Source organism: Nocardiopsis sp. NPDC057823 (assembly GCF_042797335.1).
GTDB classification, from domain to species: Bacteria; Actinomycetota; Actinomycetes; order Streptosporangiales; family Streptosporangiaceae; genus Nocardiopsis; species Nocardiopsis changdeensis.
Genome location: NZ_JBHVLR010000001.1, coordinates 599569 through 612973, shown reverse-complemented (window position 1 = coordinate 612973; position 13405 = coordinate 599569). Strand labels below are relative to the sequence as shown.

Here is a 13405-nt window from a genome sequence, read left to right as displayed (position 1 = left end):
CCCGCGCCCCGGTCAGGGCTCGGGGACGGAGGCGATGAGGGCCGCCAGGCCGTCGGCGTCGAGCAGGTCGGTGGGACGGACCGTCTCGTTGGCGCGGACGTAGTGGAAGGCCGCGCGCACCTCGTCGAGCGGCACCCCCTGGAGGTCCGCCCACGCCAGCCGGTACGCCGCCAGCTGCACGCCGACCGCCCGCCGCTCCGCCGCGCCCCGCGGCGGCCGCCCCGTCTTCCAGTCCACGACGTCGTAGCCCTTCTCCGGGTCGTGGAACACCGCGTCCATCCGCCCGCGGATGAGCCGGTCCCCGATCACCGTCTCGAACGGCACCTCCACCTCGACCGGGATCCGCCCGCCCCATTCGCTCTCCTCGAAGAGCGTCTGGAGCTCGGCCAGGTCGTCGTCCTCCCCCGCCGTCTCGTCGGCCGCCCCCGGCAGCTCGTCCAGGAGGGTGGCCGTGCCCAGCCCGAAGCGGCGCTCCAGCCAGGTGTGGAACGCGGTCCCCCGCCGGGTGTGGGGGGCCGGGGGCCGGGGCAGCGGCCGCCGGATCTGGCGGGCCAGCCCCGACGGGTCGCGGGCCAGCCACACCATGGAGGACACGGACAGGTGGTCGGGCAGCTCCACCGGCACCGTGCCGTCCTCGGCCCGCCGGGCCTCGCGGGCGCGGTGGGCCAGCAGCAGCCCCGTGTCGCGCTCCCACCCCTGGAGCCGGCGCCCCAGCTTCTCGTAGCGCGCCGGGTCCGGCGGCACCGCCCTGCCCTCGCGCAGCGCCGCGCGGGCCCGCTCCACCAGCGCGGCGCCCGCCTCGATCTCCGTCCGGCGGGTCACCGCGCCCTCCACCTGGGCGAGCGTGTCCGGGGTGGCCTCGCCGTCGCTCTGCGGGTCGCCCTGGAGGGGCGGCCACACGGCCTCGCCCTCCTCCTCGTCGTGCGGGTTGGTCTCGTCGAGTTCGGGCGGGTCGGCCCAGTCGACCACCCGCCCCGCCCCCTGCTCGCAGGCCTCGCGTATCTCCTCCAGGAAGACCGACGGGCCGCGCGGCGTGGTGCCGGTGCGCCCCCACCAGTGCCCGGTGCACACGAGGAGGAAGGACGCCCGGGTGACCGCCACGTAGGCGAGGCGGCGCTCCTCCGTGAGGTGGCGGGCCGCCTCCTCCTCCTTGAACGCGGCGATGGCCTGCTTGTCCACACCGGTCAGCTCGGGCAGGCTCGCCCGGTCGCCGCGCAGCGGGTACGGCAGCAGGTGGTCGGCCGCGACCCACGCCTTGGCGTGGCGCGGCGACGCCGGGAACACCGGGTTGCGCCCGCCGCTGATGCCCGGCACGAACACCACCGGCCACTGGAGCCCCTTGGCCCCGTGCATGGTCATGAGCTTGACGCTGTCCGACCCGCCGACCCGCTCCCCCGGCGCCAGGCCGCTCTCGTTCTCCTCCGCGGCGCGCAGGTAGCTCAGGAAGCTGCCCAATGAGGGATCGTCGCTGTTGCCGACGAACCGGACGGCGTGGTCCACGAACGCGTCCAGATCGGCGCGGGCCGACAGCGGGTCGCGCCCGCTGCGGGCCGCCACCTCGATGTCCAGGCCCAGAACGCGCTCGACCTCGGTGATGAGGTCCGGCAGCGGCTGCCCGACCAGCTTGCGCAGGCCGCGCAGCTCCTCGGACAGGCGCAGCAGGCGCGCGTACCCGGTCTCGGAGTAGTTCTCGGCGTCCCCCGGGTCGTCGACCGCGTCCACGAGGCTGCCGCTCTCCGCGGTGAGGTCCAGGACGGTGCGGCGCAGCACGTCGTCCCCCGCCCCGTCCGGCCCGTCCCCCGTGAGGTCGCGGCGGGAGTGGCGGGCCAGTTCGGTGGCGCGCGCCCCCAGGGAGGCCAGGTCGCGGGGCCCGAACCGCCAGCGCGGCCCGGTGAGCAGGCGGGCCAGCTCGTTGCCCGCGGCGGCGTCGTGCACCACGCGCAGGGTGGCGATGATGTCGCGCACCTCCGGGACGAGCATCAGCCCGCCCAGGCCCACGACCTCGACCGGGACGCCACGCGCCTCCAGTTCCTCGCGCAGGGCCGGGAACTGGGCTCGGCGGCGGCACAGCACGGCGACGTCGCCCGGGGACACTCCCCCGTCCTGGGCGCCGCCGGACTCGCCCGGCGGCCAGGGCATCCCGTCCGGCGCGGTCTCCGGGTCGCGGCGCACCCCCTTGACCAGTTCGGCGATGCGCGAGGCGATCCAGGCCGCCTCCTCGGACTCGGTGCGGAACAGGGCGACGTCGGCCCGCCCGCGCCCGCGCCGGGCCGGCCCCGGGTACAGCACCGGCACCTCGGCGGCCTCGGCGCGCAGCTCCTCGGAGATCCATCCGGCCACGCCCAGGATGCGCTCGCCGTTGCGGAAGCTGGTGGACAGCCTGCGCACGGCCGCGGGCCGCCCCGGCGCGGCCGGGAAGTCGGTGGGGAACCGGGTGAGGTTGGCGGCGATCGCCCCCCGCCACCCGTAGATGGACTGGCAGGGGTCGCCGACCGCGGTCACGGCGTGGCCGTCGCCGAACAGGGAGCGCAGCAGCACCAGCTGGGCGTGGCTGGTGTCCTGGTACTCGTCCAGCAGCACGACCCGGAACCTGCTGCGCTCCACCAGCCCCACCTCGGGGTGGTTCTCGGCGATGCGCGCGGCCAGGGCCATCTGGTCGCCGAAGTCCATGGCCTCGCGGGAGTGCTTGGCGTGGTCGTAGCGCTCCACCAGGGGCAGCAGCTGCTCCCGGCGGCGCTGGGTGCCGACCAGGTCCCGGGTGTCGGCGGTGGGCCTCTTGGGCAGGGCGTCCACCTGGGACTGGATCCACCGCCCGATGCCGCGCACCCGCTCGACCGTGGTGAGGTGGTCGGCGATCTCGCCGGACAGGTGCAGCACGCGTTCGATGACGGTGTCCGCGCCCACGTTGACCAGGTCCATCGGACCGTCGTACTCGCCGACCACCCGGGCGGCGAGCTGCCAGGACTGGCCCTCGCTGAGCAGCCGGGCGGTGGGCTCGACGGCCTCGCGCAGGGCGTGGTCGGCGACGATGCGCCCCGCGTAGGCGTTGTAGGTGGACACGGTGGGCTCGCCGTCCAGCACGCCCTCGCCGACGACCTCCTCACCGAGCCTGTCGCGCACCTGGTCCAGGCGTTTGCGCACGCGCTCGGCCAGCTCGGCGGTGGCCTTGCGGGTGAAGGTGAGGCCGAGGACCTGCTCGGGCCGCACGTACCCGTTGGCGACCAGCCACACCACGCGGGAGGCCATGGTCTCGCTCTTGCCCGAACCGGCGCCCGCGATGACCACCGCGGGTTCGAGGGGGGCGGAGATCACCTCGGACTGCTCGGCGGTGGGTTCGGGCTGCCCGAGGACGCGGGCGAGTTCGGCGGGGGTGAAACGGGGGTGGGCTTCAGACATGTCTGCCCTCGTCTTGGACCGGGCAGCAGGCGCGCACGGCGCACGACCTGCATCCCTTGTTGCGGGTGGCGGTGAACCGGGAGCCGCCCATACCGGCGGCGACCTCGGTGACGAGGTCCTGGGCCCAGCGGGGGTCGGGGTCCTCGCCGAGGGGGCGCTGGACCTGCTCTCGGGCGTTCTTGAGCTTCTCGCCGAGCTGGACGAGCATCGCCCCGCCGGGCTGCGCCAGGCCGAGTTCGGCGAAGGCCCCCTTGAGGACGGCCATCTGGTAGACGCCGAGCTGGGGGTGGCGGTCCAGGTCCTCGGCCTTGGCGGCGCCGGTCTTGATGTCGACGACGACGGCGCGGCCCTGGTCGTCGCGCTCGAGCCGGTCGACCCGGCCGGTGATCTCGATGCCCCCGACGTCGACCTTGAACCCCTCCTCGGTGACGACGAGCTCGCGGTCGTTGGCGGCGTCCCAGGTGAGGAGCTTGCGGACCATGGTGTCGGCGCGCTCGCGCTGCTTGTCGGCCTGCCAGGGGCCGCCGAAGTCGAGGTCGGCCCAGATCTCGTCCATCCGCCGGGAGATGTCCTGCGGCGGGGTGCCCTGGGCGACCAGGACCGCGACGGCGTGCACGACGGTGCCCAGGGCGGACGCCGAGTCGCCGGAGGAGGCCCCGGCGGCGCGCTCCAGCAGCCAGCGCAGCTGGCAGTTGGTGAAGCTCTCCACCTGGGAGGGCGACACCCGGATGGTGTCGCCCTCCCCGGCCAGCGGCCGGTCGTCGGAGAAGGGTGTCAGGGCGTACCACTCGGCGGGGTCCGCCCCGCGCACCCCCTCCTCGGCCAGGCGGGCCAGGTGGACGGCGGCGGCGTCGCGCAGGGCGCCGGGCGCGTTCCGGTCGGTGACCACCGAGCGCAGGTCGGCGACCAGGGACGGCAGCGACAGCCAGCGCACCCCGGTGCCGACGGGCTCGGGGTCGCCCGCGCCCATCTCGTTGAGGAACCGGGAGGGCCGCTGCTCGGCGTCGTCGCCGCCCACGGCGGTGACCACGAGGGTGTGCCGGGCGCGGGTGAGGGCCACGTAGAACAGGCGGCGCTCCTCGGCGAGCAGCTTGGAGGCCAGGGCGGCCCCGGAGGAGTCGGCGCCGTGCACGTCGGCGTCCACCAGCTCCTCCACGCCCAGCAGGGAACCGCGCAGGCGCAGGTCGGGCCAGTCGCCCTCCTGGACCCCGGCGACCACCACCAGGCCCCATTCCAGCCCCTTGGAGCGGTGGGCGGTGAGGATGCGCACGGACTCGCCGTCGGGGGCGCGCTCGGCGAGGCTGTCGCCGGGGATCTCCTGGGCGGCCAGGTCGGCGAGGAACCCCTCCGGGGTGCCGGGGGGCAGCCGGTCGCAGTAGCGGGCGGCGCTCTCGAACAGGGCGACCACCGCGTCGAGGTCGCGGTCGGCGGCGGCGCCGCGGCGGCCGCCGGCGAGGCTGGCGCGCAGCAGCCGGTCGGCCAGGCCGCTGTCGCGCCACAGCCGCCACAGCACCTGTTCGGCGTCGGCGCCGCGGGCGTCGAGTTCGCGGACGGTGGCCAGGGCGGTGGCGATGCGCAGGGCGGGCGCGGCCACCTCCGGCTCGACCAGGGTGAGGTCGGCCGACTCGCGCAGGGCGTCCACCAGCAGCTGGGAGGCGGGCCGGTAGGTCCCGTCGCCCCCGCCGTTCTCGCGCTCGGCGGCGGCCCGGTCCAGGTCCAGGCGGCGCAGGGCGCGGGTGAGGCGGCGCAGGCCGATGGCGTCGGCGTCGCCGAAGGGGCCGGTGAGCAGGTCGCGGGCGGCCTCGTCGTCGAGTTCGGCCGGGTGCAGCCCGAACCGGATGAGGGACAGCAGCGGCCGCACGATGGGCTCGGCGGCCACCGGCAGCTCATCGGCGCCGACGGCGACCGGCACCGACGCGGCGACCAGGGCGCGGCGCAGCACCGGCAGCTGGCGGGTGGCCGAGCGCACCAGGACGGCCATGTCCGACCAGGGGACGCCGTCCACCAGGTGGGCGCGGCGCAGGGTGTCGGCGATGACCGCCGCCTCCTGGGTGGGGCTCTCGGCCATGAGCAGCCGCACGCTCCCGGCGGGCACCCCGGCGGCGGGGACCAGTTCGCGGTGCTCGTTGACGCGGCCGGGCGCGGAGGCGACGGCGGGCAGGCGGCGGGTGACCGCCCGCGAGGCGGCCAGCAGGCCGGAGCCGCTGCGGCGGGAGGTGCGCAGCGCCACCACGGGGGCGGGCGTGCGGCGGACCGTGCGGAAGCGGTCGGGGAACTCCAGGATGCCGCGCACCTCGGCGCCGCGGAACCCGTAGATGGACTGGTCGGGGTCGCCGACGGCGATGAGGTCGCGACCGTCGCCCGCCAGGGCCTGGAGGAGTTCCTCCTGGGCCGGGTCGGTGTCCTGGTACTCGTCGACGAACACGGTCTCGTGCGCCGAGCGCTCGCGCTCCTGCACCGCGGGGTCGGAGAGCAGTCCGGCGGCGATCCGCACCAGCTCGGCGTAGTTGAGGGTGGGCACGGGGGCGATGTCGAACCGGCCGTTCATCCGCGCCAGGAACCCGGCCGCGGCCTCCCAGTCGTCGCGGCCGCGCTCGCGGCCCAGCCGGGCCAGGGCGTCGGGGCCCAGGCCGCGCTCCTCCGCGCGCATCAGGAAGTCGCGCAGCTCCTCGGCGAAGCCGCGGGTCTCCAGGGCCGGGCGCAGGCGTTCGGGCCAGGCGGAACCGCCGTCCGCGGCCTCCCAGCGCAGGAGCTCGCGTATCTCCATCAGCTGCTCGGGGCCGGACAGCAGGCGGGGCGGCAGGTCGCCCATGCGCTGGAACTCGCGGCGGATGAGCGCGTAGGCGTAGCCGTGGAAGGTCAGGGCGAGGGGCTCCCGGGTGGTGCGGCGCAGCCGCCCGGTGATGCGCTCCCGCAGCTCCTGCGCGGCCTTGCGGCCGAAGGTGAGGACCAGGATGCGGGAGGGGTCCACGCCCCTGTTGTCGATGCGGTCGACGACGGCCTCGACGATGGTGGTGGTCTTGCCGGTGCCGGGACCGGCGAGCACCAGGAGGGGGCCGCCCTCGTGGTCGACGACCTTGCGTTGGTTCTCGTCCAGCACCGGCGGCGGCTGCACCCGGTGGGGGCGCCGCACGAGACGGTACGGGGATGTGTTCACCCCACCAGTTCACCAGAGGGTGCCGACCGTCCCGGACGGCCCGGGGAGCCCGCGAGGTGCCCTCAGCCTCCGCTTTCCCCGTCCCACCGGGCCTTGCGCATGTCCACACGGTCGCTTCCGGGCCGCAGCGGAGTGGCCTCCGCGGCATAGTGCGACAAGGCTCTCACCTCGTGTCCGGAGGCGGGGCTGCCGTCGGCCCGGACCACCCGCCACCAGGGGACGCCGCCGCCCCAGGTGGACATGACGGAGCCGACCTGCCGGGGGCCTCCCCGGCCCACGTACTCGGCGATGTCCCCGTAGGACATCACCCTCCCCGGCGGGATCCGCTCGACCACGGCCAGGACCTCGTCGGCGTACTCGTCGGGCCCGCCGTCCTCATCGGTGAACACGGCCACACCCTAGCGAGGGCCGCCGACGGACGCGACGCCGGGAACACGCGGGGCCGGTGCCGCACGGCACCGGCCCCGCGTCGCGCTCCCGGTCAGGTCGGGATCTCGTTGACGTGGGCGCTCCAGACGGAGTCGGGGTCGCGCCGCCGCGTCTGGCGGGCCCGGACCAGGCCGTAGGCGCCGAGCACGGCGATGGCGGCGCCGATGATCCAGGCCGTCCACGCGGCCGGGGCCAGGTGCGTGTAGCCCAGCAGCCAGGGCATCGCGAACACGAGCACGCCGATCGCCAGCACCGCGATCTCCCCGGAGAGCGCGCCGGGGCGGGTGAGGGAGACGACGGCGGCCATGATGACCCCCAGCCCGAGCACGAACAGCACTCCGCCGCTGAACCCGTACATCCCGTGCCAGACGAAGCTGATCCCCAGCGCCAGACCGGCGGCGATCGCCATCCAGTCGGCCCGGCGTCCCTTTTCACGCATGGTGCCACCTCCCTGCGGCGGGGCCGCCCCGACGTTCGATCGGCGGCCCCTGGGAGGTCTTGTACCCAATCGGGCGCCCGCATACGGCGGACGGCGCCGGGATCGCCCCGGCGCCGTCCGCGACGCGCTATGACAGGCCGCTCAGTAGCTGGGCAGGCTGGGGTCGATCTGGTTGACCCAGGCCAGGACGCCGCCGCCGACGTGCACCGCGTCGGAGAAGCCCGCGGCCTTGACCGCGGCCAGCGCCTCGGCCGAGCGCACGCCCGACTTGCAGTGCAGGACCACGCGCTTGTCCTGGGGGAGCTTCTCGAAGGCCTTGCCGTTGAGGAACTCGCCCTTGGGGATGAGCGTGGCGCCCGGGATGCTGACGATCTCGTACTCGTTCTTCTCGCGGACGTCCACGAGGAAGATCTCGTCGGGCTTGTTGTCGAGGAGGTCCTTGAGCTCGCCCGCGGTGATCGTCGACCCGGCCGCGGCCTCGCTGGCCTCGTCGGAGACGACGCCGCAGAACGCCTCGTAGTCGATGAGCTCGGTCACCGGCTGGGTGTCGGGGTCCTTGCGGACCTTCACCTCGCGCCAGGACATCTCCAGGGCGTCGAAGATGAGCAGGCGGCCCACCAGCGGCTCACCGATCCCGGTGATCAGCTTGATGGCCTCGTTCACCATGACGGACCCGATGGAGGCGCACAGCACGCCCAGGACACCGCCCTCGGCGCAGGAGGGGACCATGCCGGGCGGCGGGGGCTCGGGGTACAGGTCGCGGTACTGCGGCCCGTACTCGTTCCAGAAGACGCTGACCTGGCCGTCGAAGCGGTAGATGGAACCCCACACGTACGGCTTGTTCAGGATGACCGCGGCGTCGTTGACCAGGTAGCGGGTCGCGAAGTTGTCGGTCCCGTCCAGGATCAGGTCGTAGTCCGCGAAGATCTCCAGCGCGTTGTCGGAGTCCAGGCGGTCCTGGTGGAGGATCACCGTCACATTGGGGTTCACCTCCTTGATGCTGTCGCGGGCCGACTCGGCCTTGGGGCGGCCCACGTCGCTCTGGCCGTGGATGACCTGGCGCTGGAGGTTGGACTCGTCCACGACGTCGAAGTCGATGATGCCGAGGGTGCCCACACCCGCGGCGGCGAGGTAGAGCAGCGCCGGGGAACCCAGCCCGCCCGCACCGACGACGAGCACCTTGGCGTTCTTCAGGCGCTTCTGCCCGTCCATGCCCACGTCGGGGATGATCAGGTGTCGCGAATAGCGGCGCACCTCGTCCACGGTCAGCTCGTCAGCTGGTTCCACCAGCGGCGGCAGCGACACGGTGACTCCTCATGTCTGTTCGTGATGCTTCACACCGCCCGAAGCAGGAGGACCACGGGCGCAGGGGTCGCGGGGCGCGAAGCGTGCTTGCTCTTATACCCAACCTAACGGGTGGGGTTTTCCATTCCCACCCCCGGGGCGGTGTCGACGGGCACAGTGGCGGACACCCGCCCGAGCCGCCGGACCTCGGCCGCCCCCTCTCGTCGGCAACCGCCCTGACCCGCCGATCCATTCCCCTCCGCCCCCCGCGGCGCGGCGGAGAGTAGTGTCGGTGGTACGTCCGTCGACTGGGGGAGGCACCCGTGACCGAGGACCCGAGGACACGTCCCGCACCCGCGGAGGACCCGGACGCAGCGGTCCCCGAGGCCGACGCCGCCGAACAGCGGCTGTCCGCCTCCGACGCGGAGGACGACGAGCACTGGCTGGAGCGCGCCGGGGGCGGGGAGCTCCCGGACGCGAACGAGGCCGACGTCGTGGAGCAGCTGCGCGAGGCCGGGGCCGACGACGACGATCGGCGCTGATCGGCGGCCACCGGCCCGCGCCGTCTCGTTCCGCGGGACGAATCCCTATGTCACAGGTAACTTACGCAGGAGTAAGATGGCGGAAAACGCCGTGGAGCGCACCCTGTGACGGGGACGCGCGCACGACGGCGCCAGCCACGCAGATGTCCGATGATGGCGTGCATCTGCCATGCCGAGTTCGGAGGGTGTGGGTGTGACAGCTCCTTCAGACGCCCGCTCCCGGGGCACCCGTCTGCCCCGGGTCAGGCGCCGCCGACAGCTCCTCGCCGCCGCGCAGGAGATCTTCGTCGCCCGCGGGTACCACGCGGCCGCGATGGACGAGATCGCCGAGCGCGCGGGGGTGAGCAAGCCGGTCCTCTACCAGCACTTCCCGGGGAAGCTGGAGCTGTACCTCGCCCTCCTGGAAGAGCATTCCGAGGCGCTGGTCGAAAAGCAGCGCGAGGCGCTGGAGAGCACCGATGACAACCGCCAGCGGGTCATCGCGAGTTTCCGCGCGTATTTCGACTTCGTGGCCGGCGACGGCGAGGCGTTCCGCCTGGTCTTCGAATCGGACCTGCGCAATCTCCCGGCGGTGCGCGAGAAGAGCGAGCAGACCTTCCAGCGCTGCGCCGAGCTGATCGGCGAGGTCATCCGACAGGACACCAGCATCTCCGACGAGGAGGCGCACCTGCTGAGCATAGGGCTGGTCGGCATGGCCGAGACCAGCGCCCGCTACTGGATCAACACCCAGGGCTCGGTTCCCAAGGACGCCGCCGAACTGCTGGTGGCCCGGCTGGCCTGGCGCGGTATCAGCGGCTGGGACCTGCACCGCGGCGAGGGGCAGCCGGCCGGCCAGGACTCCTGACCCCCGCACACCACCACGGAGGGCCCCGGGCGACCGGGGCCCTCCGCCGTGCGCGGCCGCCCCGGGCCGGCGCATTGTCCACTACCGGCAATGATCCGCGCCCCTTTTTCCGGCCAGAGAATTCCCAAGAAAAGGCAATACCTTCCGACCTGCTCCGATAAAGGATTTGAACCGGGCACTCCGGGTATCGGCGGGGTGAGAGGCACCGCGCCTCTTTTCGCCGTTCCGAACGGCGACCATTCGGTACGACCGAACGGAGCGACTTGGGGGTGAAGACGTCATGGATGTGGGTCAGGGTCTGATGACGGCCTGGCAGATGGTGGCGAGCTTCGTACCACTGCTGGCCGGCTTCCTGGTCGTCCTCGTAGTGGGCTGGATCATCGCCTGGCTCGTGGGCAAGGCGGTCGGCAAGGCGCTGCACGGGGTCGGGCTGGACCGCGCCCTCCACCGCGGCGGGGTGGGCGAGTACTTCGAGCGCAGCAACTGGAGCGCCAGTGAGCTGTGCGGCAAGATCATCTACTACGTCGCCCTGCTGTTCGTGTTCACCCTCGCGTTCAACGTCTTCGGACCGAACCCGGTGAGCACCCTCCTGAACGAGGTCATCGCCTGGATGCCGCGCGGCATCGTCGCGCTGGTCATCGTGGTGGTGACCGCGATGATCGCCAAGGCGGTCCGCGACATCGTCAGCAACGCACTGGGCGGCCTCTCGTACGGCCGGCTACTGGCCAACATCGCCGCCGTGGCCATCCTGGCCCTCGGTGTCATCGCGGCGCTCAACCAGATGGGCATCGCCACGACCGTGACCACGCCGGTGCTCGTCGCCGTGCTGGCCACCGTCGGCGGCGTCATCGTGGTGGGCGTCGGCGGCGGCCTGATCCGGCCGATGCAGTCGCGCTGGGACCGCTGGCTGGACCGCGCGGAGGAGGAGACCGGCCGCCTGGCCGACAAGAGCAGCTACGAGGCGGGCCGCAAGGCCGCCATGGACCGTCCCGCGACCACCGGACCGGCCGGTGCCGAGGACGCCCGCACCGCCGGAGTGCGCACCGGCCCGGGTGCGCCGGGCACGGGCGAGCGCCCCGAGGGCGGCGTCTGACGGGTACGGACGCCACAGGCGTGCAGTCGAGGGAAAGGGGGCTCGGGATCGCAGAGGTACAAGACGAAGGAGACAAGGGAGGGCGGGGCCTCGAGGCCCCGCCCTCCCGCTGTCGTGCGCCGTCGCCGGCTACAGGAACTCCGAGTCCCGCAGCTCGAGGCGGGACAGGTGCTCGATCCGCCGGACGGCCAGCACCACGGTGGCGATCATGGGCAGCAGCGCCAGCCAGAAGACGACGCTGCCCGGCCCGGTGAAGACCATCGAGGCCACCGCGACGACGAAGATCAGTGCGAAAAGCGCGAAGTCGACGCGATCCTGCTGGATCAGGACGCCGACCGGTGGGCGCGCCGCCCCGTGCCGACCGCTCCTCATTCGCATTCCTTTCTCGCGGCTCCTGCGGGCCGCTCCGCCAGTCACGGCGTCCGGTCCGTCCCGGACCGGCATAACACCGTGCATCCCACGTTGCATTCCGCAGGTCCGCGCCCGGTTCGTCGGGGCGCGTGTCCGGCCGCCGTGGGGTCGCCGATGTCCCCAGCCTAGGCCCGTGAAGGGGTTTTCGCCGGTGAACGGGCAGGGCGGGTGACCGAGGGCGTGTCCGGCATACCGTTCCGGGTCCGCCCGTCGACCGCCGCCGGCCTCGGGAACGCCTCCGGCGCGATGCCTCCGCGGAACGGCCGGGCCGCCGCTCGCCGCGCCGACCGCGCGGAAGCATCCACCGAACGCGTCCTCGGGGACGGCGCGTCGTCGGTCACAACGGTGCCTGCGGTTGGCAACAACCTAGCGGACGAAACCGCGCTCCTTGGCCAAGCGGCAGATCGCGAGGACGCGGAGTGTCTCCCAGTCGTACTCGACGGCCGCGGAGTCCCAGCCCCGCTCGAGGCAGCCGTCGAGGAACCCGTGGAGGTAGGTGCCCAGGGTCCGGGCGGTCACCTCGCCGCCGGAGGAGGCGATGCCGTCGCACACCTGCGCGGCGTGCTGGTCCAGCTCAGCGCACATCCAGGGGTCGATCGGACCGGCGAGGGGGCCGATCTTGTGGAAGTCACGGGTGAGTCCGGCCAACGGGTGGCGCACTGAGGTCCCACGGGGCATGGAAGTACCTACTCAGGGGTGGTCGAGACACGGGAAACTTCATCGAGTTTACGTCCGCGCCCCAACCGATCGTCACGAAAGTGTTGGAAATTACCCGCCCTTGACCAGAGTGTCCCCAAGCGCGGGTCAAGAACGGGTACGAGGGGGAATCGGAACGGGCCCGCGCGGGTAACCCGGCGCGGCCGGGCGGGCCGGGCGGGCCGGACGGCCCCGGACGGCGCCCGCGGACGGGGTTCAGGCGCTCAGGCCCATGGCCTCCAGGCGGCCCGCGTGCCGGTCGGTGAGGGAGGCGAACATGCGGCTCACCGCGGCCAGGTCGCCCAGGCCGGTGGTGTCCTCCCCGCCGGTCTCCGGCCGGTCGACGCCCTCGGCGAGCAGGGCCGCCAGGCGGGGCCGGCGCACGGCCACGGACTGGGCCTGGCCCAGCGCCTCGCCGACCAGGCGGCGGGCCCACAGCGACAGCCGGCCGGCCAGGACCGGGTCCTCGGCCAGGGCCTCGCGCACGGTCTCGGCGACGAACTCGGCGCGGCCGGTCTCCGCGAGGACGCCCTCGACCAGGGTGCGGGTCTCGTCGTCGGCCAGTTCGGCCACCCTGCGGTAGAAGTCGCCCGCGATCCCGTCCGCGACATAGGTCTTGACCAGGCTCTCCAGCCAGGTCTTGGGCTCGGTGCGCTCGTGCCAGGCGTCCAGCGGCTCCACGAACGGGGCCATCGCCTCCTCCGGGTCGACCCCCAGCTCCTCCAGGCGGTCGCGGAGCACCTGGTAGTGGGCCTGCTCCGTGGCGGCCAGCGCCGCCAGGCGGCCCTTGCCGCGCAGGGTGGGGGCCAGCACCGCGTCACCGGCGAGACGGAAGAAGGAACCCAGCTCGGCGTAGGCCAGCAGGCCGAGGAGATCGATCACACCGGGGTTCACAGAGGGGCCTTTGGTCATGGGCGCCAGGGTATCGCCCGGCCGTTCTCACACCGAACCGGGGACTAAACGTCCGAACGGCACGGTTGCACCAGCTGGGAACGGGTAGGTCCATGCCGTCCCGCTACGGATGGCGGCCACGTCCGCCGGGCGGGTCACCGGCTAGACTCTCCGTGACGACCTGCGCGTGCGGACCGACACGGACCCCTTCTCACACCCGCGG

At 73.5% G+C, this 13405-nt stretch carries 11 protein-coding genes; 3 read left to right on the top strand and 8 right to left on the bottom strand.

Annotation, left to right across the window (positions count from 1 at the left end; all coding sequences use genetic code 11):
- Nucleotides 1-12 precede the first annotated feature (12 nt).
- The 5 genes from ACFVNO_RS02840 to moeZ all read right to left on the bottom strand — a co-directional run bounded on the left by ACFVNO_RS02840 (nucleotide 13) and on the right by moeZ (nucleotide 8726).
- Nucleotides 13-3396, bottom strand: coding sequence for an ATP-dependent DNA helicase (locus ACFVNO_RS02840; protein ID WP_355256588.1), 3384 nt, complete (start codon nucleotides 3394-3396; stop codon nucleotides 13-15).
- Nucleotides 3389-6529, bottom strand: coding sequence for an ATP-dependent helicase (locus ACFVNO_RS02835; RefSeq protein ID WP_378889208.1), 3141 nt, complete (start codon nucleotides 6527-6529; stop codon nucleotides 3389-3391). Before ACFVNO_RS02835 ends, ACFVNO_RS02840 begins: the two co-directional genes overlap by 8 nt.
- 86 nt (nucleotides 6530-6615) lie before the next feature.
- Nucleotides 6616-6942, bottom strand: a complete 327-nt coding sequence (locus tag ACFVNO_RS02830; protein ID WP_220564993.1) for an MGMT family protein — start codon at nucleotides 6940-6942, stop codon at nucleotides 6616-6618.
- A 92-nt stretch (nucleotides 6943-7034) separates the two neighbouring features.
- The gene (locus ACFVNO_RS02825; protein ID WP_378888700.1) at nucleotides 7035-7421 is read right to left on the bottom strand and encodes an SPW repeat protein; all 387 of its coding nucleotides are present in this window, start codon (nucleotides 7419-7421) and stop codon (nucleotides 7035-7037) included.
- 141 nt (nucleotides 7422-7562) lie between these two features.
- Entirely contained in the window at nucleotides 7563-8726 is a 1164-nt protein-coding gene (gene moeZ / locus ACFVNO_RS02820; RefSeq protein WP_355256581.1) for an adenylyltransferase/sulfurtransferase MoeZ, read from the bottom strand.
- Between the two features lie 302 nt (nucleotides 8727-9028).
- Between moeZ and ACFVNO_RS02815 the strand changes: the two genes are divergently transcribed.
- The 3 genes from ACFVNO_RS02815 (at nucleotide 9029) to ACFVNO_RS02805 (ending at nucleotide 11184) form a co-directional block, all read left to right on the top strand.
- Nucleotides 9029-9247: a hypothetical protein gene (locus ACFVNO_RS02815; RefSeq protein ID WP_355256578.1), complete on the top strand. Its 219-nt coding sequence runs from the start codon at nucleotides 9029-9031 to the stop codon at nucleotides 9245-9247.
- Nucleotides 9248-9440: 193 nt separating this feature from the next.
- Nucleotides 9441-10091, top strand: a complete 651-nt coding sequence (locus ACFVNO_RS02810) for a TetR/AcrR family transcriptional regulator (RefSeq protein WP_355256575.1) — start codon at nucleotides 9441-9443, stop codon at nucleotides 10089-10091.
- A gap of 280 nt (nucleotides 10092-10371) precedes the next feature.
- On the top strand, nucleotides 10372-11184 hold the full coding sequence (locus tag ACFVNO_RS02805) for a hypothetical protein (protein ID WP_355256572.1): 813 nt from the start codon (nucleotides 10372-10374) through the stop codon (nucleotides 11182-11184).
- Nucleotides 11185-11313: 129 nt separating this feature from the next.
- Here the strand turns inward: ACFVNO_RS02805 and ACFVNO_RS02800 are convergent, their stop codons facing one another.
- The 3 genes from ACFVNO_RS02800 to ACFVNO_RS02790 all read right to left on the bottom strand — a co-directional run bounded on the left by ACFVNO_RS02800 (nucleotide 11314) and on the right by ACFVNO_RS02790 (nucleotide 13203).
- Nucleotides 11314-11556, bottom strand: a complete 243-nt coding sequence (locus ACFVNO_RS02800; RefSeq protein ID WP_220564987.1) for a hypothetical protein — start codon at nucleotides 11554-11556, stop codon at nucleotides 11314-11316.
- Between the two features lie 405 nt (nucleotides 11557-11961).
- A complete protein-coding gene (locus tag ACFVNO_RS02795; protein WP_220564986.1) occupies nucleotides 11962-12273 on the bottom strand; it encodes a DUF6401 family natural product biosynthesis protein in 312 nt (103 codons plus the stop codon).
- A gap of 234 nt (nucleotides 12274-12507) precedes the next feature.
- Nucleotides 12508-13203, bottom strand: coding sequence for a ferritin-like fold-containing protein (locus ACFVNO_RS02790; RefSeq protein WP_355256568.1), 696 nt, complete (start codon nucleotides 13201-13203; stop codon nucleotides 12508-12510).
- Nucleotides 13204-13405: the final 202 nt, after the last annotated feature.